This window comes from Nitrobacter sp. (assembly GCF_051535215.1).
Taxonomy (GTDB): Bacteria; Pseudomonadota; Alphaproteobacteria; order Rhizobiales; family Xanthobacteraceae; genus Nitrobacter.
In genome coordinates, this window is the sequence record NZ_JBPPLY010000007.1 from 101,441 (window position 1) to 121,499 (window position 20,059).

Consider the following 20,059-nt stretch of genomic DNA (forward strand, 5'->3'; position numbering starts at 1 on the left):
CTCTGCTTGCCGCCGGTCTCAAGCCGCAAGCTTGTCAGGCGCAATCTCCAAGATCCGATCGACATCGAGAACGACCATCAATTGTCCATCAAGCCGATGCACACCCGCCGACATCTCCGTCATCCGCGCATCGAGGTTGGCTGGATTGACCTCGCGGCTGTCATCCGGAAGCGCCATGACCTCGCCGATGGAATCGATCAGGAGTCCGTAGGACTCGCCCCGCAGTTCGACGCCGACGGCCATCGGCGGGCGATCGGCCTCCTGCTTCGGAAGGCCCAGTCGCGCGCGCATTTCGATCGCAGTGACGATACGGCCGCGCAGGTTCAAAACGCCCGCCACGTCGTTCGATGCCAGCGGCACCCGGGTCAGGCGTTCGGGTTTGAACACGTCCTGTACCCGCGAGATCGGAAGGCCGAACAACTGTCCGCCGATCGTCGCGGTCACGTATTCGGTAAACGCGCTTTCGCCGCCTTGATTTACCATGGTCATGCTCTGATCCTTCATGCCGCCACCCGGTTCGTTTCGGCGGTCTGTTCCTTCAGCGCCGCAATGAGGCCGGGCCGGTCGAACTTGGCGACGTAATCGTGGAAGCCGGCCTGACGACCCCGCTCGATCGCGGCCGGAGAAATCATCGACGACAGCGCGATGATCGGAGTTCCGCTCAGGCGGCGATCGGAGCGCACCGTCTCGGCGAACTCGAAACCGTTCATGTCAGGCATTTCGATATCGGTGAGGATCGCGTCGAACTCCTGGCCTGACCGCAGAACGACGAGCCCTTCCTGCGCGTTGGTCGCGAGGCGAACCTGATATCCTGCGGCCTTGAGAACCGGCGCCAGCATGTTGCGGAAAAAGGCGCTGTCATCCACCAGCAGCACCGACCGCGTGGCAGCGTCGGCGCGCATCTCCTTGCGCTTGAACCAGTCGGAAAAAGCCATCGGCAGGAAATGACCGATATCGATCACGTCCGTCGCCCGGCCCTTGATGACGGCGGAGCCGAGAATGCCCTGCTGATTGCTCGCCACCTCGATATTCAGCCGCTCCTCGACGATGTCGATGATCTCATCGACCACCAAGCCCGCCGCCCGGCCTTCGTCAGCGAACACCAGGACGGCTTGCGACCCCTCGGTTCCGACCGAAACGCCCTCCATCTGCACCAGCGGCATGAGTTGATCGCGGTACTGCACCATATAGCGACCGTCGGAGATCTCGATCTTGTCGACACCGATCTCCTCCAGTCGCGTGACGAGTGCGAGTGGCACGGCCTTGGGCTGGTCCGATCCGGCGCGGAATACCAGCAGCGAGGTCATCTGCTCGGCGTCGCTGGCGCCTGCTCCGCGTTCGTCGGCGATTTCCTGCTGCGTCGCGACCGATGCGCCGAGCGCGTGCGCGATGCCGTTCGGATCGATGATCATGATTACGGCGCCGTCGCCGAGAATGGTGTTGCCCGAGAACATGCCGATGTGCCGCAGCATGGTCGACATCGGCTTGACCACGATTTCCTCGGTATGGAATACGCCGTCCACGACAATGCCGAAGGTCTGGTTTCCGACCTGCGTGACCACGATGAAACCGTTCTCCGGATCGCTGGACGCGCCATCATCGATCTTCAGAAGCTTCTTCAGGTGCATCAGCGGCAGCAGCTTGTTGCGCAGCCGCAGGACCGGTGTGTCCTTGATACGTTCGATACGGTGCTCCGAATCCGCCCGCACGCGCACCAGTTCGACCACCGAGAGCTGCGGTATCGCATAACGCTCGCCCGCAGCCTCCACGATCAACGCCGACACGATCGCCAGCGTCAGCGGAATCTTGACGGTGATGCTCGAACCCTCGCCGGCCACCGACTTGACGTCGATGGTGCCGCCGATCTGGTCGATGTTGGAACGCACGACGTCCATGCCGACGCCGCGTCCGGAAACGGCGGTCACGGCCGCCGCGGTCGAGAATCCCGGCGCGAAGATGAACTTGTGGATCTGCGCCTCGGTCATCTTCTCGAGTTCGGCCTCGGTCGCGAGGCCGTTCTGAATCGCCTTGGCCTTGATGCGCTCGGTGTTGAGACCGCGGCCATTGTCGGCGATGCAGATGATGATGTGGCCACCCTCATGATAGGCCAGAAGGCGGATGGTGCCCTGTTCCGGCTTGCCCGCCTTGAGCCGTTCCGCCGGCGTTTCAAGGCCGTGATCGGCGGAATTACGCACCATGTGCGTCAGCGGATCCTTGATCAGATCGAGGACCTGGCGGTCGAGCTCGGTGTCAGCACCATGCATCTCGAGTTCGATCTGCTTGCCGAGTTCGCTCGACAGATCGCGCACGATACGCGGCAGCTTCTGCCAGGCGTTTCCGATCGGCTGCATGCGCGTCTTCATGACGCCTTCCTGCAGCTCGGCGGTGACGTTGGACAGCCGTTGCAACGGCACCTTGAATTCGTTGTCCTCGTGGCGGCGGCTGATCTCAAGCAACTGGTTGCGCGTCAACACGAGCTCGGACACCATCGTCATCAGATGTTCGAGCGTATCGACGTTGACACGGATCGACTGGTGAGAAACCCGATCGCTTTCCGGAGTGTCTTCAGCTTTCTTCGACGCCGCCTTGACGGCAGTTTTCGGAGCAGCGGCCGGCGCGGGCGTTGCGGATGCCGGCTGCGGAGCGGGCGCGGGCTGCGGAGCGGCAGACGCGGCCGATTCGACCTCCGTCTCCCGGAACGCGCGCTCGAGATCATCGAGCGATACCTCGCCCGGGCGAAGCTGACGTTCGAGAACCTGATAAGTGAGCGTCCCCGCCGTCTCGGCGGCCGGCGCTTCGGCGGCAGGCTCGGGAACGGGAGCGGCAGCTTCAGAAGCGCCATGCTCTGCCATGTGATGCAGCAGCTCGATCAGATCGGTATCCGATCCTTCCGGCTCGGCTTCAGTCGCCTCGAGCTGGCTGAGGATATCCCTGATGCGATCGATGGTGGAAAGAATGAGCGTCACGGCCTCGCCGGTCACCGGCATGCCGTCGCGAAACTTGCCCATCAGCGTTTCCGCCGCATGGGCGAGCGCCTCCAGCCTCGGAAGGCCCAGAAAACCGCACGTCCCCTTGATGGTGTGGACCAGCCGGAAGATATTATCCAATATCTTCGCGTTGTTCGGATCCTGCTCGAAGCTGACGAGCTGATTGTCGACGGTGTCCAGACTCTCGTTCGTCTCGGTCAGGAATTCGCGGAGGAGATCGTCCATTGCCTTCTGGCCCTCGAACTGCCGGGGCGACGTCGTCGCGCCTTTTCGCGGCCGGACAAGTTTCAACCCAAAGCATTTAATATTGGTTGAGCAAGCGGAAAAGAATGCATCAAGGATCGGTGCGGCGGACTCGTCGCGACAAGCCTTCGAGCAAGGTCACCGCATCCCTCGGGATTTTGACCGACCCGGATACAAGGCGTTTGACCTTGATTTAGCAACGAAAAGAAACACGCTTGGCAACCGGATCAAAACCCTGCCGCTGACCTCCGCGAACCCGGAAACCATTTGTTCACCTTATCAGGCGACGCCGAGTTCAACGGGCGCTGACAATCACTTTCTCACTGTCAGGAGCAATCGAGACGCTGATACCACAGGCATCAGCAAGCAGGCGGGTGTAGTAGGGCTGAATCGCATGCGCATCGACGGCGCCAGTGGCGCCGGACGCGAGAAGATCGACGACGTTCTGCGATACGCGAGCGTTCGTTCCGGCGGCAGTGATCTGAAAGCCCATCGCTTCGCCTTCGCCCAGCGGATCGACGCTCAGCACGCCGCCACGCGGAATCATCTGCTGCGCGATCACCAACAGGTTGAGCAGCAGTTTCACCCTGTTCTTTGGCAAAAGAAGACGAGGCAAATTCCAGGCGATCGTGATCTTGCCATCCTCGAAATGGCCTTTCGCCATGGCCTGCGCATCGCCGAGATCGATCTGCGCACCGGCCGAGCCCGCGGCGCCGAATGCGAGACGGCAGAACTGGAGCCGTGCCGAGGCTGTCTTGGCGCTCTTGCGAATCAGATCGAGGGCGAATTCGCGATCGTCCGGCTTCGGATTGTCGTCCAGCACCTCGAGCCCGTTGACGATTGCGCCAACCGGACTAATGAGGTCATGACAGACGCGCGAACACAGCAGTGCTGCGAGTTCGAGCATATCGGGAACGGGACCGGGAGACGACGTGCCAGACATGATACCTGCTCCTGGGATCCGTTTCGGCAAATCCGCAGCAACCGGACTTGCAGCGTGCGGACCTGACGAATCAAACGACCTTGGTGGCTTGATACACTGCCGGAGCCTGGGCTGCCACCGAAAGGCGGTCGCCGCCGTTCCACCGTGCCGCGCAAGGACGATTCGAACGTGCCGGTGATCGACGCTCAAACGGCCGCGGCGCTGATGAATCCCCTCACCACGCTGGTGGCGAAAGCGGGCGCCGCCGTCCTCTCGGTCAATCGCGATCGCATGACGGTCAGCGGCAAGGCCGACGGCTCTCCCGTAACCGAGGCGGACCTCGCCTCCGACCGGATTATTGCCGAAGGGCTCGCACGACTCTACCCCGATATTCCGCTGCTGTCGGAAGAACGCGTGCATATTGCCCCGCCTCCTTATGCCGGCAGCCTCTTCGTGATCGATCCGCTCGACGGCACCAAGGAATTCATCGCCAGCCGCGACGAATTCACCGTCAATCTCGCGATCGTCACGAATGGAGTGCCGCTGTTGGGCATCATCGGCGCGCCCGCGCTTGGTTCGATCTGGCGAGGTCTCATCGGCCATGGCGCGCAGCGCATCGCGGTCGCGACCAACGGCGACGTCGGCGCAGCCACGCCGATCACAACTCGGCCGTATCCCCTCCACGGGGCATGGATCGCCGCCGTCAGCCGATCCCACGGCGACAGCCGTTCGGAAGCCTTCATCGACAGCCGGCCCGGCGCGGTACGCCGGCCGCTCGGCTCCGCCGTCAAGTTCTGCCGGATCGCGGAGGGCGGAGCCGATATCTATCCCCGTCTCGCCCCCACCTGCGAATGGGACGTTGCAGCGGGTCATGCGCTGGTCGTCGCCGCCGGCGGCAAGGTCACGGACGGGAGCGGCGCACCACTGCGTTTCGGCGAATCGCGCGCAGGATTTGTGGTGCCGGAGTTTATCGCCTGGGGCGACCCGTCGGCCGCTCCCTGACGCGGCTTGCCCGCTCCTGCATCTATTGCGCCAACGTTTCCTTCAGCACGGCCCAGCGCCGCATGGCGTCGTGCAGATAGCGCGCCGGATCGGTCGCGAAAGCCGCGCGGGTGTCCTCATGACCAAACAGGTAAAGCCGCTGGCCGACAATCAGCCAGAGCCGGGCGGTTCCGGCGAAAGTCACCCCCCGCGCAATGTCCACCGGATCATAGCCGCCGAAACGCGGGCTATACACATCCGGATTCGCGATAAAAAACGCCCGATTGTCGGGGTTGCTGAAGCGCCAGATGGCGCCGCCCTGCGACACCTCGAAAGCGGGGTCGCCCTGCACTGCACGGCCGTCGGTAAAGAAAGCCACGGGATCGAACCCGCCGATCGCCAGACCCGTATAACGGTCGGCCACGACCCGCTCCGAGGTCGCCGCCCTGGCTGCGAGGTCCAGCCCGGTGCCGGCCAGCCCACACCCCAGCAAGGCGATCGCCACAACCGCGAAGCGCAAGCCGTTTCCTTCCTGCCGCCGTGCCGTCATAGTTGGTACGGATAACGTGTGAGTCGAGGGGACGATCGCCGCGTCATACCGACCGTCTGTCAGCATCGGGTTAAAGGCGCCGCAACAAGTTTCGCTACCTTGGGGGGACTTCCATGACTTTGATTTCACGCCTTGCAGCGGTCGCGCTCGCTGCCGTGACGACGTTCTGGATCGTGCCGGCGCCCGCCCAGCAGTCAGCGCCGCCATACGAAGCCTCTCCGGGCCAGCAATTACCGCCGCCGCAACGGCACGCCGGCCCAGGCAACTATTCGTCGGACGAGCTGCTCAGATCCGGGACCCGGTTCTTCGGCAACGTCTCTCGGGGCCTCGCCTCGGTCATCGAACGCGCCGTGAGCCAGTGGGGCCTGCCGAACGGTTACATCCTGGGCGAGGAAGGCTCGGGCGCCTTCGTCGCCGGTCTGCGCTACGGCGAGGGCACCCTCTACACCAAGAATGCCGGTGACCTGAAGGTCTATTGGCAGGGTCCGTCGGTCGGTTTCGACTGGGGCGGCGATGGCGCCCGAACCATGACGCTGGTTTACAATCTGCCGGCCACCAATGCGATCTATCAGCGCTTCGCCGGCATCGAAGGCTCCGCCTACATCGTCGGCGGCTTCGGCATGACGGCGCTGACCGCGAACAACATCGTGCTGGTGCCGATCCGCTCCGGCCTCGGGCTTAGGCTTGGTGCCAATATCGGCTATCTCAAGTTTACGCCGCAGGCGACCTGGAACCCGTTCTAACTTTCTGATGGCAGCGCCCACGTTTCCTCGCGGCCTAGCCGGATTCCACCTGAGCGGAAATGCCTTGCGAGGCGTGCCGCTGGTGTTTTGCCGGCCGCTCATGGCATGGTAGCCGAATCCTTATCCGGCTTGTGGAGCGCTCCCCATGGTCGAGCCGATCATGTATCTGGCGATCGGTTTTCTGGTTTCGATGCTGTGCGGACTGATGATTATGCCGCTCGTGCACAACCGCGCCGTCCGCCTCACCACCAAACGCCTTGAAGCGGCGACGCCGCTGTCGATGGCCGAAATCCAGGCCGACAAGGATCAGTTGCGCGCCGAATTCGCGATGTCGGCAAGGCGGCTGGAAATGAGCGTCGAACAGCTGAAGAGGAAAACCGCCAGCCAGTCCGCCGAACTCGGCAAAAAAGCCGACGCAATCAACCGGCTGAAGGTCGAGCTTGGCGAAAAGAACGCCGCTATATTCAGCCTCGAGGGGCACGAGAAGAAGGTGGGACAGCATCTGCAGTCCACCGAACAGGAGCTCGCCACAAAGGCCGAAACTCTGCAGAGCGCCGAGCAGACCCTCGCACAAAGCCAGGCCGAGCTCGCCCGGCTTCGCCAGGAACTGTCGGATCGCTCACTGACGGCGGAAAGCCGGCAAGCCGAACTGTTCGTGGTGCGCACGCAGGTCGAGCGATTGCAGGGCCGGGTCAGCGAAGTCGAAAAAGAACTCGCCGACACGCAAGCGCTCCTCGAACAGCAGCGCGGCGTAACGGCTTCCACCGTCCGGGAGCGCGACGATGCACGCAGACACGTGGAAAATCTGAGCCAGCGCATCGTCACCATCGACAGCCAGCTCATCGACAAGACCAAGGAAGCGGAGCGGCTCGGCGGCCGTGTCAGAGAACTCGAAAGCCAGCTTGCCGCTCAGACCAGGACCTTGGCCGAGCGGGACAAGGAGGTCGGTCCATTGCGCAAAGCCAATGCAGCCGCGCAACTCACCATCAGCGAGTTGCGCGAGGAGATCGCGTCGTTGAACGGCGGCAAGTCTCCGCTCATCGACGGACTGCGCAACGAAATGATCGCAGCCGAACGGGCGCTGCGCGCCGCCCACGACGAACGGGCCAAACTTCAGCGCGACATCACCGTGATCCAACGGCAAGCGGCCTCTTCAGGCACGGCCGAGCAGATGGAAAACGCGCTGCTGCGCGAGCGTATCAATGATATCGCCGCCGAGGTCTCCAGGCTGGCCATCACCATCGAGGGACCGGATTCACCGATCAAGGCCATACTGGCGGCTGACGCAACGCCGGCCAGGACGGCGAAAGCGGTGAACGGCGCAGGCGGCAGCGGCGCAATTCCCTCAACCGTCTCGCTGGCCGACCGCATCCGGGCCTTGCAATCCCAGGCTTCCCGCGGCGGGGGTTAGCTTGAAGGGACCAGCTTGCCTGGTCACGTTGCCGATCCTGCAGCTTGTCGTTCGGTATGAGATGCTTTTGTGCCTGCTTTGATCTCGTTTTCCGGGTTGCCGGGGGTCGGCAAAACGACTGTTGCCCGTGCTTTGGCGCAGAAAATCCGAGCCGCGTATATACGCGTGGATTCTATCGAGACCGCGCTGAAAAACAGTAGCTTGCAAATCCATTCGGCAGAGGATGCCGGATACCTTGCAGCCATTGCAGTTGCGAAAGACAATCTGACGATCGGCCTCGACGTTGTTGCCGATACCGTAAATCCTGTCGAGCTTACAAGGAAGTGGTGGTCTGATGTGGCAGAGGCCTGCGATGCACGATTGTTGAACGTGGAAATTGTGTGCTCAGACGCGGCCGAGCACAAACGGCGGATAGAAGAACGTCGAAGCGATATGGTTGGTCTTGATCTGCCGGACTGGAAAGGTGTTCAAAGCCGCAACTACGAAAGGTGGGCCATTCATCGCCTGGTACTGGATACCAGCAAGCTGTCAGAGAAGGATTGCGTCATAGCGATCATTGAAAGCCTGGCCAAAGCGTCGGAAGGCTAACATCGGTATCCATAGCGTTTTCGAGGGAAGTGGATACCGGCTCGCGTGAAGAAAACGCGTCAAAACGAAATCAGCCTCGCTTCTGATTTCCATCAGAAGCGAAAAAACTCCAGCAATTCTACGCGGGGGAGGCAGGTCCGTGCAGGTTTCGGACTAGACATCCACTATGGATTCTGTAAGAAATCCCGGCTGTTACAGCACTTAGGGCGCATAGCTCAGCGGGAGAGCGTTCCCTTCACACGGGAGAGGTCCAAGGTTCGATCCCTTGTGCGCCCACCATCGGGTCCTGCGACGCATGCGTCGCGCCGCAGGCCATTACGATCCGACCGTTATAGCCCGACCCGATTTCTCACAGCAGATGAGTGCGCGCGAACAGAGCCCGCAACGCGTCGGTGGCCTTGCGGCTGAGCATCGCGTCGCCCGCGGCGGCCTCCAGCGCGGCGCGCGCCTCCTCGTGCAGGGCGCGAAACTCGCCCCATTCGGCCGTGCTGAGGCGGGTGATGAAATCATAGGCCTGCCCCACAGTGGCGATGGCGACGGACTCGCCGTTCACCTTGATGCGGAACGTCGCCTGCAGTTTCGTGACCGAGTCCGAGACCTTGTCCATGTCACACGAAAGACCTGCGTTGCGCACCGCCGTCAAGATAAACGATCAGGGTATCCCACGAAAGAAGCCGGCCGCGCTTTCTGGTCCCTGGAGTTCCTGTGCCGGAAGCTGAACCACGATGAAATCGACGGGACCGCCGGGCAACGCGTCGTCGAACACGCCGGTCACCAGACGACCGGTCCGCCATGCCCTGGTATCCAGATTGGTGCGGCCTTCATACAATTCCGGCCCCTGAGCAAACGAATTGTGTCCGTGCACGACGTGGCGGCCCTCAAAGCCCGCTCCATCGCCTTTGGGATAGCGTTTCCAGAGCAGCGTGGACTCCGGCTGCGCCTCGCGTGCAACGCCGGGATCGAGCCCGGCGTGAACATAGACGCGATGCGCATCGACATGCAGGAGCGGCAGAGCCTCCAGCCAGGCGATGTCAGCCTCCGGAATCACAAAGGGATCGCCGCCGTAGGATTCCAGAACCGCATCGCCGCCGTGCTCCAGCCACCGCGTCATTTGTGCCGGATCGCGCCACGCGGCGATCATCATCGCATCGTGATTGCCCTTGAGCGGAACGAAGGTCCAGCCGTCCGGCATTCCGCGCCGCAGCCTTGCGATGACCTTGCTGCTGTCCGGTCCCTTGTCGACGTAATCGCCGAGCATCACCAGCGTACCGCCGTTGCCGGCGGCGTGCGCGTGAACCCGATGCAACGCCTCGCCCAGCAGGTCGAAGCGGCCATGGATATCGGGGATGACGTAGGTCAGACTCATCAAAGCTCTCGCACGTAACGCGCATCCCTTCCGCGCTCAGAGATGCATCAGTCGATCTTTACCAGAACCGTAGAGCGCCACTTCTGATTCCATCAGAAGTGAACGGCCCCTCCGGCCGCGTCACATCCGCACCTCGATCAGGCGCGGCCCCTTCTCCGCCACCGCTTCCGCCAGCGCCTTGTTGAAGTCGTCCGTTGTCGTCACGATCCGGCCCGGCACGCCCATGCCCCTGGCGAGCAATATCCAGTCGAGGCCTGGGCGATCGAGGCTCAGCATATCCATCGCCCGCTCACCCGGCTCGCCGGCGCCAACGCCGTCGAACTCGCCGCGCAGGATCTGATACATGCGATTGGAGAAAATGACGGTGACGACGTCGAGACCCTCGCGCGCCTGCGTCCACAACGATTGCAGCGTGTACATCGCGCTGCCGTCGCCGACCAGGCAGATCACCTTGCGATCGGGACAGGCCACCGCCGCGCCGGTCGCCACCGGCGTCGAAAAACCGATCGAACCACCCATGTTCTGCAGCCAGTCATGGGGCGCAGCGGCAGCCGTCGGCGGAAAGAACCCGCGGCCCGTGGTAATCGACTCGTCGACCACGATGGCGTTGTCCGGAATCGCCAGCGCGATCGCCTGCGCGATGGAGGCGTGATCGAGTTTTCCGGTGGGCGCTACGAGTTCAACCGGCTTTTGCGGCTTCGCATCCACTCGCCTCGCGCCTGCGGCGTCCGCCAGCGCTTCCAGCGCGGCCACCGAATTGTCGCCTCGCGCCGTCATCCGATGCACCGAGCAGCCCTCGGGCTTCAAAAGGCTCGGCTTGTCCGGATAGGCGAAGAACGCGACGGGATCGTCGGCTTCGACCAGTATGATGGTCCTGAAGGGCTTCAGAACGCGCAACGCCTGCTCGACCACATAGGGAATGCGGTCGACGGAAAAGCGATCGCGCCCCCGCGCCATGCGCGCGTTATAGGTCTGCGCCATCACCTTGCAGCCGGTCCTGCACGCGATCATGCCGGCCAGCGCCAGTCCCTGCTCGCCCAGCGCGCTGCCTGTGAGCAGCATCAGTGTCTCACGGCCGTTGCTTTGCAGGATCCTCGCCGCGGCATCGACCGCGGGCTGCGAATAGCCCGGACGCTGCGAATTCTCGGGCACCATGGCGATACCGTCTGCTTCGTTCCACGCGGCATCGGCAGGCAGGATCAGCGTCGCGATCTGCGGCGGTGTGCTTTTCGCAGCCGCGATCGCCGCCGCGCCGTCGCAGGCGACCGATTTCGAATCCGGCGAGGTGCGGACCCAATCCGACATCGGCCGCGCCAGCCCCTCGATATCCGATGTCAGCGGCGCATTGTGTCTGACGTGGTCAACCGCGTGCTGGCCGACGATGTTGACGATACCGGAACCGGCCTTCCCGGCGTTGTGAAGATTGGCGAGGCCATTGGCGAGACCCGGACCGAGATGAAGCAGGGTGCAGGCCGGTGCACCCCTCATGCGGAAATAGCCGTCGGCAGCGCCGGTGACCACGCCTTCGAACAGCCCGAGCACGCAGCGCATGCCATCCACCCGGTCCAGCGCCGCGACAAAATGCATCTCGGACGTGCCCGGATTGGCGAAGCAGACGTCTACGCCGCCTTTGACCAGCGTCCGCACCAGGCTTTCAGCACCGTTCATCCTTGCGCTCCGCTCCTGTCCTTCGAACGAAGCCGAGATCAACATCGTTCCAGCCGTGCGTCAAAGGCTCGCGAGGTGCCGCGTGTCAAATCCGCTCCATGAGGATGTTGATACCTTTTCGCAACGTTTACGCGGGAAGAATCCTTCTCACGCGACTGCGCCTTGCGAAACCGGACGAATTGTGCCCTGTCTCGCAACGAGATCGATCGATGCGAGGATACAATGACGCGCGTTTTGGCTCTTTTGATTGCCGTTTTTCTTGCCTTCAATGCGAGGTCCGCTTTCGCGCAATACGTCGATACGCGCGACTTCATGGATTTCAGTCCCAATTTTACCTCCGCAAATCCGATCCCTCGCGAGGTTGTCTATTTCCACAGCCGATATGCGCCCGGCACCATCGTCATCAGCACCAGCGAGCGGCGGCTCTATCTCGTTCTCCCCAACGGCCAGGCGCTGAGATATGGCATCGGCGTCGGCCGCGACGGTTTCCGCTGGGGCGGCGTTCACCGCATCAGCGCCAAGAAGGAATGGCCGAGCTGGACGCCCCCCGTGCAGATGCTGCGCAGGCGGCCCGATCTGCCGCGTTTCATGAAAGGCGGCATCGATAACCCGCTCGGTGCGCGCGCGATGTATCTCGGCTCGACGCTCTATCGCATCCACGGCTCCAATGAACCGGAAACGATCGGTCAGGCCGTGTCGTCCGGCTGCTTCCGGATGACGAACGAGGACGTGAAGGATCTTTATGACCGCGTATCGGTCGGCACGACGGTCGTGGTCAATAACTAGCGGCGTGGATTTGCCCCGCATTACGTCCTGATGGATGAATCGACCGCGTTCATGATTCTGAATCGATTCGATCCGGAATCGTCGTAATTCCGACGGGCCGTGCGGAACGGCGGGCGACGTCCACGCGAGAATGACCTTTGCGCGTCCCGCGCGGGTTGATTGAGGAGGCCGGCCGCGATGCATATCGCTTCGCTCAGGCTTGTTGCCGCCACCTTGATCGGAGCGGCCGCCTGCGTCGCGCATGCCCCCTTGCGACCCGCTTTCGCCGAGTTTGCAGGAGCCGCCGCTCGTCAGCACGCCGAGAGACGCATTTTCACCGATCACGAGATCCTCGACGGATTCTTCAAAATCGCCTTCGGCGCTGAATACCACCTCGCCGGCCGGGTCGACCGCATCCGCAAATATGACGGGCCGGTGCGCGTGTCCGCGGAGGGCGTCAATCGTGCCGACCGGAAGGCGCAACTGGCGAAAGTCGTCGCCGACATCGCAAGGCGCGTTCGGCATCTGGACATTGCCATGGCGGACAACGCCGATGCCGCCAACGTCACCGTCCGGCTCGTCCGCGATCGCGACCTCAATCGCACCATCGCGGCGCTCTACGGCGCCAGGCGCGCTCGCGAAATCCATACCTCGCTCGATCCCCAATGCCTGTCCGGTTTCCGCAAGAACGAGGCATTCGAGATCGAGCATTCCGACGTGATCCTGACCGTCGACAACGGAGACTTCGTTTTTCTCGACTGCGCCTACGAGGAACTGCTGCAGTCGCTCGGCCCCATCAACGACACCAGTTCCGTGCCATGGACCATGTTCAACGATGACGTCCAGATGGGCTTCTTCGACATCTACGACCAGTACATCCTCAATATCCTCTACGATCCGCGCATCAAGGCCGGCATGACCGTGCAGGAGACCAAGGCGGTGCTGCCGCAGGTCATGATCGACGTGCGGGCATGGGTTGCGAAGGTCAACGACCTGCCGCTGGAGTGAAAGCTTTTTATCGCGAATCCCCCGTCATTCCGGAAACCAGCGGCGATCCAGGATCCAGCAACACAACACCTGCTTCGGTGCTGGATGCCGGGTTTGCGACGACGTCGCACCCGGAGTGACGGATCGCTACGCGCTCTTCTCGAACAGTTCGCGGCCGATCAGCATGCGGCGGATTTCGCTGGTACCGGCGCCGATTTCATAGAGCTTGGCATCGCGCAACAGGCGTCCGGTCGGATAGTCGTTGATATAACCATTACCGCCGAGCAACTGGATCGCGTCCAGCGCGCACTGTGTCGCCTTCTCCGCCGCATAGAGGATCGCCCCTGCCGCGTCCTCGCGCGTGGTCTCGCCGCGATCGCAGGCCTTCGCCACTGCATACACGTAGGCGCGGCACGCATTCATGGTGACGTACATGTCGGCGACCTTGCCCTGCACGAACTGGAAACTGCCGATCGGCTGACCGAACTGCTTGCGCTCGTGCACGTAAGGCATGACCACATCCATGCAGGCCTGCATGATGCCGAGCGGACCGGCGGCGAGCACGGCGCGCTCGTAATCGAGGCCGGACATCAGCACGCCGATGCCGCCGTCGGTCTTGCCGAGCACGTTCTCCTCGGGTACCTCGCAATCCTCGAACACCAGTTCGCAGGTGTCGGAGCCACGCATGCCGAGCTTGTCGAGCTTCTGCGCAGTTGAAAATCCCTTGAATCCCTTTTCGATGATGAAAGCGGTGATGCCACGTGCGCCCGCGGCGGCGTCGGTCTTGGCGTAGACCATTAGCGTTTCAGCGACGGGTCCGTTGGTGATCCACATCTTGCTGCCGTTGAGAATGTAGCGGTCGCCTTTCCTGTCCGCGCGGGTCTTCATCGACACCACGTCCGAACCGGCGCCGGCCTCGGACATCGCCAGCGCGCCGACATTCTCGCCGGAAATCAGCTTCGGCAGGTATTTGCGCTTTTGCGTTTCGCTGCCGTTGCGGCGCAATTGATTGATGCAGAGATTGGAATGCGCCCCATAGGACAACCCGACCGAAGCCGAGCCGCGCGAGATTTCCTCCATGACGACACAATGCTCGAGATAGCCGAGGCCGGCGCCGCCATAGTCCTCTTCAACCGTGATGCCATGCAGCCCGAGCGCACCCAGTTTGGGCCAGAGGTCACGCGGGAACTGGTTGGTCCTGTCGATCTCGGCAGCGCGCGGCGCGATCTCATTGACAGCAAAGTCGCGAACCGTCTCGCGGATCGCGACCGCAGTTTCGCCGAGGTCGAAGTTGAAGTCGCCGGGGATATTGGAACCAGTCACGGAGGTCTCCCTCACGCGCGACCAAAGACCGATCGCGCTTTTTCCGGGAGCAACATGCCATGGCGATTGCATCGAGAGAAGGGTGCGACGGCACTCTTCGCTCGATGTCGCCGCTACGCCAGCGCGCGCGAGGCGTCCTTGACCTTGCGGGTCGCCACATCCACGGACTGCGTGACATGGGCGATCTCGCTCATGTTCGAGGTGATGTCCGCAACGCCCTTCGCGGCGATCTGCATGTTGGCAGAAATACTTTGCGTTACGGAGGCCTGTTCCTCCACCGACGCAGCGATGGCCGCAGATATTTCATTGATGCGCGAAATCGTCTGGGTGATGGCCTCGATGACGGCGACCGCGCCGCCGGTGGTATTCTGAACTTCGGCGACCTGGCCGCTGATCTCATCGGTGGCCTTGGCGGTTTGCGAGGCCAGGCTCTTCACTTCCGAGGCAACCACCGCAAACCCTCGACCGGCTTCGCCCGCGCGCGCCGCTTCGATGGTGGCGTTGAGCGCCAGCAGATTGGTCTGTTCCGCAATGCTGTTGATGAGTTGGACAACGTCGCCGATTTTCTGCGCCGCGGTGGAAAGACCGGAAACGATGGAACTGGTCTCGTTGGCCTGCGTAACGGCCTGCTGGGAAATCGCCAGCGCGTCCGCAGCCTGGCGGCTGATCTCGCCGACCGATGCCGCGAGCTCTTCCGCGCCGGCCGCGACGGCCTGCATGTTGGAGGAGGCCTGGGTGGACGCGTCGGCCGCCGAGGTCACGCGCTGCGAGGTCGCGGCAACGGACTCGGTGATCTGGCCGAGATCGGTGTCGATGGATTTCTGCAAATCAAGGCGGCGCATGCGGTCTTCGACCTGCGCCGTCACGTCCGTGGCGAATTTGACCACCTTCATCAGCGCGCCCTCCGCATCATGGATGGGATTATACGACGCCTGAATCCAGACCGTCCGGCCGCCTTTGCCGATCCGCTTGTACTCGGCAGCCTGATATTCGCCGCGCCGGAGCGAATCCCAGAATGACTTGTAGGCCGCGCCGTCGCGCTCGGCCGGTTCGACGAAAATCCGGTGATGCTGCCTCTGGATCTCGTCGAGCCGATAACCAAGGGTGGTCAGGAAGTTCTCGTTCGCGGTGATGATCGTGCCGTCGAGATTGAATTCGATCACCGCCTGCGCCTTGTGAATCGCCTTGAGCTGGCCTTCACAATCGGCGGTTCGCAGTTTGCGCTGGGTGATATCGGTGGCGAACTTGACGACCTTGAATGGTTTGCCGCTACGATCCAGCAGCGGGTTATAGGACGCCTGGATCCAGATCGGCCGCCCGCCCTTGGCGACGCGCTTGAACTCCCGGGACTGATATTCACCGCGACGCAGCGCAGCCCAGAATTCACGATATTCGTGGCTGTCGCGGCGTTCCGGCTCGACAAACATGCTGTGATGCTTGCCGCGGATTTCCTCGAGCGCGTATCCCATGGCGTTGAGAAAGTTCGCGTTCGCGGTGATGATCGTCCCATCGAGATGGAACTCGATCACAGCCTGAGACCTGTTCAGCGCGTCAAGTTGAGCCTTTGCGTCGCGGGATGCCCTCGAAAACCTCATATGATCGCCCCCCAATGTCGGCGATGATATATACAATTAGTAGTTAAACATCATTTACTGAAATCTTAAGTTGTAAAGTTTTTTCCGCGATGCGCCGTGGCGCGTCGGGTGTGGTAAATTTATGCCCCTGCCGCGACGGGTCGTACCGCCGCAGCGGCCAGAGGCGGCCGCATCAGCGAAGACGGTAAAATGACCCAAGAGCTCGATCTCGATCATTTGCGACAGTGGATCGGACGCTCCGAGGAAAAGACCGACGTGGTTACGGCGCGTCTGGTGACTGGATTGCGCTCGGTGTTATTCCTCGACATCGGTGCGCCCAGGGAAGGCGACGCTGCGCCGTTCGCGACGCACTGGTGTCTGTCGCCGCCGGTGGTGCCGATGTCCGATGTGGGGCCTGACGGCCATCCGAAGCGCGGCGGCTTCCTGCCGCCGGTCCCGCTGCCACGCAGGATGTGGGCAGGCGGTGAAATCAATTTCATCGAACCAATGCGTGTCGGGGATACCGTTACGCGGACCTCGACGATCAAGGATGTAACGGTCAAGACCGGCGGCACCGGAACGTTGTGCTTCGTGGCGATCAATCACGCATTTGCGACGCAGCGCGGTCTCGCGCTCCGCGAACGCCAGGACATCGTCTATCGGGAAATGCCGAAAGAAGGCGAGAACGCCGCGCCGGCAATGCCCACGCCGGCATCGACGCCGGTAAACCGCGAAACCCATGTCGCCGATCCGGTGCTGCTGTTTCGTTACTCGGCGCTGACCTTCAACAGCCATCGTATCCACTACGATCGCGACTACGCGACCCGGATCGAAGGTTATTCTGGCCTGATCGTGCACGGTCCGCTGCAGGCCTCGCTGCTGATCGAATTCGGCGCGAAGCTGCACGGCGGCAAGACGCCGAAGATCTTCACCTATCGCGGTCTGCAGCCGCTGGTCGACGGCGGCGAGTTCAGCGTCAACGCCGGCGCGGTCGGCGACAGCATGGAGCTTTGGACTGCAAATGCAGCCGGCATGCCCACCATAAAGGGCACTGCAACATGGTGAGAATGCTCGTTCCGCACTCGCTTGACGCAACGCGCTTTTTTTGCACGGAAGTGGTGAAGAGGATCGTCAGCCATGAGGCGCGAGCAAATCTTCACATAAACGAGGCCTGTTTCAGCCTCCTGAGTTAAGTCTTTTGATCTAGTCGGCGGCGTCGCCAATTCTGTCCCAGGCTACATTTTCGGTGTCTTGCGCCAGCGGAAAGGCGCTACAATGCCGCCGATCCACCCGTCAACGAAATCTGAACACAAATGATGTACCGCTCGTCTCCGTGCCGAAACTTGATTTTCGACCGAAAATCGCCACCTTCCGGTTGCGCAGGCGCAATTTGCACGCCAATCCATAGTCCGGGATCGACATTGCATCGACATGGTTTCCAGCTTTTCCGATATCGTTGAAGAAGCGCGTCTGTCGGCCCGCGCGCTGCTGGATTACGGCGAAAATTTCTTCAACCCGACGATCAGGCTCGGCGTAACGGGGCTGTCGCGCGCCGGCAAAACGGTGTTCATCACCGCGCTGGTGCATGGCCTGTCGCGCGGCGGCCGGTTTCCGGTCTTTGAATCGCTCGCCAGCGGTCGCATCGCGCGCGCGCAGCTTGCTCCGCAGCCGGACGATGCGGTGCCGCGCTTCAACTATGAGCAACACGTCCACACGCTGATCACGGAACGGCGCTGGCCGAACTCGACGGTCGATATCAGCGAGTTGCGGCTCGTGATCGGCTATCAGCGGCAGAACGGCTCGGACCAGACGCTGACGCTGGATATCGTCGACTATCCCGGCGAATGGCTGCTCGATCTGCCGCTGCTCGACAAGAGCTACGAACAATGGTCTGCGGAAAGCCTGGCGCTGTCGCGGAAACAACCGCGCGCGCGGCTCGCAGAAGCATGGCACGCGCATCTCGCAACGCTCCGGCCCTCGGCCCGCGAGGACGAGCAGGCGACGCTCGTCGCCGCGCGGCTGTTCACCGATTATCTCCGGGGCTGCCGGGACGAGCGTTTCGCCATGAGCCTGCTACCGCCCGGCCGTTTCCTGATGCCGGGCAACCTCGCAGGCTCGCCCGCGCTCACCTTCGCGCCGCTCGATCTGCCCGCCGGCGGCATCGCGCCCGATGGATCGTTATGGACGATGATGCGGCGGCGATATGAGGCCTACAAAGATCTCGTGGTCCGGCCGTTTTTCCGCGATCATTTTTCGCGGCTCGACCGCCAGGTCGTGCTGGTCGATACGCTTTCCGCCTTCAATGCCGGGCCGGAAGCATTGTACGACCTCGAAGCCGCGCTCGCCGGAATTCTGGACTGCTACCGCGTCGGCCGCTCGACGCTGCTGAGCACGCTGTTCCGGCCGCGGATCGACCGCATCCTGTTCGCCGCCACCAAGGCCGATCATCTGCACCACACCAGCCATGACCGGCTCGAGGCGATCCTGCGCCGCGTCGTCGAGCGCGCCGTCGCACGCGCCGAAGTCGCAGGCGCCGCCATCGACGTTGTCGCGCTCGCGGCCGTCCGCTCCACTCGCGAGGCGCAGGTGCAGTGCGGTCGCGAGAAGCTGCCGTCCATCCTCGGCACCCCTTTGGCCGGCGAATTCGCCAACGGTGAGACCCTCGACGGCAACACCGAGGTGGCAACATTTCCGGGCGACCTGCCCACCGATCTCAAGGACCTGTTCAGCGGGAACGGCGCGTTCCGCGGACTGTCCACGTCGGCGATGGACCAGACTGATTTCCGCTTTCTGCGCTTTCGTCCGCCACGCCTCCAGGGTAACGGAACGGGCGATCCGGCCCTGCCCCACATCCGCCTCGACCGGGCGCTTCAGTTCCTGATCGGAGACCGACTGCAATGAGTGAGCGTTCCGGCCTGCGCCGCCCCGTCACATTCAAGCTAGACGATCCGCTCGTTGTGGTCCTGGATCCCGAGGAGGCGGCGAGCCGGCCTGCGCGCGGCAGCATCAACATCACGCCGGAAGCCGAACCGGAGCCGGAGCCCGTCTTGCTGCCGGAGGATGAGGCGCCGGAGAATCTTCCGGTTCCGGCGAGGAAAGGATTTCGCTGGGGCGTGCTGTTCTGGTCGTCGCTGGCCGGCTTCATCGCGCTCGGCACCGTGCTCGGCGTCATCAACCTGATCCACGACCTGTTCGCACGCAGCGAGGGGCTGGGTTTCCTCGGGCTGATGCTGGCGGCGCTGTTCGTGGTTGCGTCTATCGTCATCGCCGCGCGCGAGATCGCGGCCCTGGCCCGTCTCGCCACCATCGAGAACCTGCATCGGCGCGCGCTGGCCGCCATCGCCGCCGACGATCGCACCGGAGCGAAAACGGTCGTGCGCGATCTGGTGAAACTCGCCCACGACAATCCGCACCTTGCGCGGGCGCGGGCTGCGCTGCGAAGCCATGGCACCGACATCATTGACGGCGCGGACCTGGTACGGCTCGCCGAGCGCGAGCTGATGGCGCCGCTGGATCAGGAAGCGCGCCGGCTGGTGTCGGTGGCGGCGCAGCGCGTATCGATCGTGACCGCGATCAGCCCCCGCGCGGTGGTGGACGTGCTGTTCGTCTTCGCGGCGGCGATACGGCTGGTGCGGCAGCTCGCGCGGCTGTATGGCGGACGGCCCGGCACGCTCGGGATGATCCGCCTGATGCACCACGTCATCGCGCATCTCGCGATCACCGGCGGCATGGCGGCCAGCGACACCTTGATCCAGCAGATGCTCGGTCAGGGTATCGCCGCGAAGCTGTCGACGCGTCTGGGCGAAGGCGTCCTCAACGGCCTGTTGACCGCGCGCCTCGGCCTTGCGGCGATCGACGTCACCCGCCCGATGCCGTTCACAGCACTGCCGCGGCCGGCGCTTGGCGATCTTGTGAAAGACCTGTTGCGCAAGCGCGGGAGCAACGACTGAA

18 protein-coding genes and 1 tRNA gene are annotated in these 20,059 nt (G+C 62.8%); 10 read left to right on the forward strand and 9 right to left on the reverse strand.

The annotated features are described in order from the left end of the window. Window positions 1–18: 18 nt before the first annotated feature. The 3 genes from ACS3WB_RS09560 to chpT all read right to left on the reverse strand — a co-directional run bounded on the left by ACS3WB_RS09560 (window position 19) and on the right by chpT (window position 4,173). The gene (locus ACS3WB_RS09560) at window positions 19–489 is read right to left on the reverse strand and encodes a chemotaxis protein CheW (protein ID WP_438275324.1); all 471 of its coding nucleotides are present in this window, start codon (window positions 487–489) and stop codon (window positions 19–21) included. Window positions 490–500: 11 nt separating this feature from the next. Then, the gene (locus ACS3WB_RS09565) at window positions 501–3,212 is read right to left on the reverse strand and encodes a hybrid sensor histidine kinase/response regulator (RefSeq protein ID WP_438275325.1); all 2,712 of its coding nucleotides are present in this window, start codon (window positions 3,210–3,212) and stop codon (window positions 501–503) included. A gap of 313 nt (window positions 3,213–3,525) precedes the next feature. Next, window positions 3,526–4,173 carry a histidine phosphotransferase ChpT gene (gene chpT, locus ACS3WB_RS09570; protein WP_438275326.1) on the reverse strand — a complete coding sequence of 216 codons (648 nt, stop codon included), beginning with the start codon at window positions 4,171–4,173 and terminating at the stop codon, window positions 3,526–3,528. Window positions 4,174–4,377: 204 nt separating this feature from the next. Between chpT and ACS3WB_RS09575 the strand changes: the two genes are divergently transcribed. Beyond that, entirely contained in the window at window positions 4,378–5,154 is a 777-nt protein-coding gene (locus ACS3WB_RS09575) for a 3'(2'),5'-bisphosphate nucleotidase CysQ family protein (protein WP_438275376.1), read from the forward strand. A 22-nt stretch (window positions 5,155–5,176) separates the two neighbouring features. On the opposite strand, the gene ACS3WB_RS09580 is transcribed toward ACS3WB_RS09575, so the two are convergent. Next, entirely contained in the window at window positions 5,177–5,683 is a 507-nt protein-coding gene (locus ACS3WB_RS09580) for a YHS domain-containing (seleno)protein (RefSeq protein WP_438275327.1), read from the reverse strand. Between the two features lie 113 nt (window positions 5,684–5,796). Between ACS3WB_RS09580 and ACS3WB_RS09585 the strand changes: the two genes are divergently transcribed. From ACS3WB_RS09585 to ACS3WB_RS09600, 4 genes are all read left to right on the forward strand, one after another. Beyond that, on the forward strand, window positions 5,797–6,426 hold the full coding sequence (locus tag ACS3WB_RS09585; RefSeq protein WP_438275328.1) for a DUF1134 domain-containing protein: 630 nt from the start codon (window positions 5,797–5,799) through the stop codon (window positions 6,424–6,426). Between the two features lie 145 nt (window positions 6,427–6,571). After that, the gene (locus ACS3WB_RS09590) at window positions 6,572–7,837 is read left to right on the forward strand and encodes a hypothetical protein (protein ID WP_438275329.1); all 1,266 of its coding nucleotides are present in this window, start codon (window positions 6,572–6,574) and stop codon (window positions 7,835–7,837) included. Window positions 7,838–7,906: 69 nt separating this feature from the next. Beyond that, a complete protein-coding gene (locus ACS3WB_RS09595) occupies window positions 7,907–8,425 on the forward strand; it encodes an AAA family ATPase (RefSeq protein WP_438275330.1) in 519 nt (172 codons plus the stop codon). Window positions 8,426–8,629: 204 nt separating this feature from the next. Then, window positions 8,630–8,704: transfer RNA gene (locus ACS3WB_RS09600), tRNA-Val, on the forward strand. Window positions 8,705–8,774: 70 nt separating this feature from the next. Here the strand turns inward: ACS3WB_RS09600 and ACS3WB_RS09605 are convergent. The 3 genes from ACS3WB_RS09605 to ACS3WB_RS09615 form a co-directional block, all read right to left on the reverse strand. After that, window positions 8,775–9,032, reverse strand: a complete 258-nt coding sequence (locus ACS3WB_RS09605) for a hypothetical protein (RefSeq protein WP_292610866.1) — start codon at window positions 9,030–9,032, stop codon at window positions 8,775–8,777. Between the two features lie 45 nt (window positions 9,033–9,077). Then, window positions 9,078–9,791 carry a metallophosphoesterase gene (locus ACS3WB_RS09610; protein WP_438275331.1) on the reverse strand — a complete coding sequence of 238 codons (714 nt, stop codon included), beginning with the start codon at window positions 9,789–9,791 and terminating at the stop codon, window positions 9,078–9,080. 120 nt (window positions 9,792–9,911) lie between these two features. Continuing rightward, window positions 9,912–11,459: an acetolactate synthase large subunit gene (locus ACS3WB_RS09615; RefSeq protein WP_438275332.1), complete on the reverse strand. Its 1,548-nt coding sequence runs from the start codon at window positions 11,457–11,459 to the stop codon at window positions 9,912–9,914. A gap of 222 nt (window positions 11,460–11,681) precedes the next feature. On the opposite strand from ACS3WB_RS09615, the gene ACS3WB_RS09620 reads away from it, so the two are divergent. Further along, window positions 11,682–12,245: a L,D-transpeptidase gene (locus ACS3WB_RS09620; protein ID WP_438275333.1), complete on the forward strand. Its 564-nt coding sequence runs from the start codon at window positions 11,682–11,684 to the stop codon at window positions 12,243–12,245. Between the two features lie 177 nt (window positions 12,246–12,422). After that, window positions 12,423–13,232, forward strand: coding sequence for a DUF2927 domain-containing protein (locus ACS3WB_RS09625; protein ID WP_438275334.1), 810 nt, complete (start codon window positions 12,423–12,425; stop codon window positions 13,230–13,232). Between the two features lie 126 nt (window positions 13,233–13,358). Here ACS3WB_RS09625 and ACS3WB_RS09630 read toward each other — a convergent pair whose 3' ends face one another. Both ACS3WB_RS09630 and ACS3WB_RS09635 read right to left on the reverse strand, forming a co-directional pair. Continuing rightward, window positions 13,359–14,534, reverse strand: a complete 1,176-nt coding sequence (locus tag ACS3WB_RS09630; RefSeq protein ID WP_438275335.1) for an isovaleryl-CoA dehydrogenase — start codon at window positions 14,532–14,534, stop codon at window positions 13,359–13,361. Between the two features lie 113 nt (window positions 14,535–14,647). Continuing rightward, on the reverse strand, window positions 14,648–16,129 hold the full coding sequence (locus ACS3WB_RS09635) for a methyl-accepting chemotaxis protein (protein WP_438275336.1): 1,482 nt from the start codon (window positions 16,127–16,129) through the stop codon (window positions 14,648–14,650). Between the two features lie 189 nt (window positions 16,130–16,318). On the opposite strand from ACS3WB_RS09635, the gene ACS3WB_RS09640 reads away from it, so the two are divergent. From ACS3WB_RS09640 to ACS3WB_RS09650, 3 genes are all read left to right on the forward strand, one after another. Beyond that, window positions 16,319–17,173 carry an FAS1-like dehydratase domain-containing protein gene (locus ACS3WB_RS09640; RefSeq protein ID WP_438275337.1) on the forward strand — a complete coding sequence of 285 codons (855 nt, stop codon included), beginning with the start codon at window positions 16,319–16,321 and terminating at the stop codon, window positions 17,171–17,173. A gap of 366 nt (window positions 17,174–17,539) precedes the next feature. Then, the gene (locus ACS3WB_RS09645; protein WP_438275338.1) at window positions 17,540–19,009 is read left to right on the forward strand and encodes a YcjX family protein; all 1,470 of its coding nucleotides are present in this window, start codon (window positions 17,540–17,542) and stop codon (window positions 19,007–19,009) included. After that, the gene (locus tag ACS3WB_RS09650) at window positions 19,006–20,058 is read left to right on the forward strand and encodes a YcjF family protein (RefSeq protein WP_438275339.1); all 1,053 of its coding nucleotides are present in this window, start codon (window positions 19,006–19,008) and stop codon (window positions 20,056–20,058) included. Before ACS3WB_RS09645 ends, ACS3WB_RS09650 begins: the two co-directional genes overlap by 4 nt. The last annotated feature ends 1 nt before the right edge of the window (window position 20,059 follow it).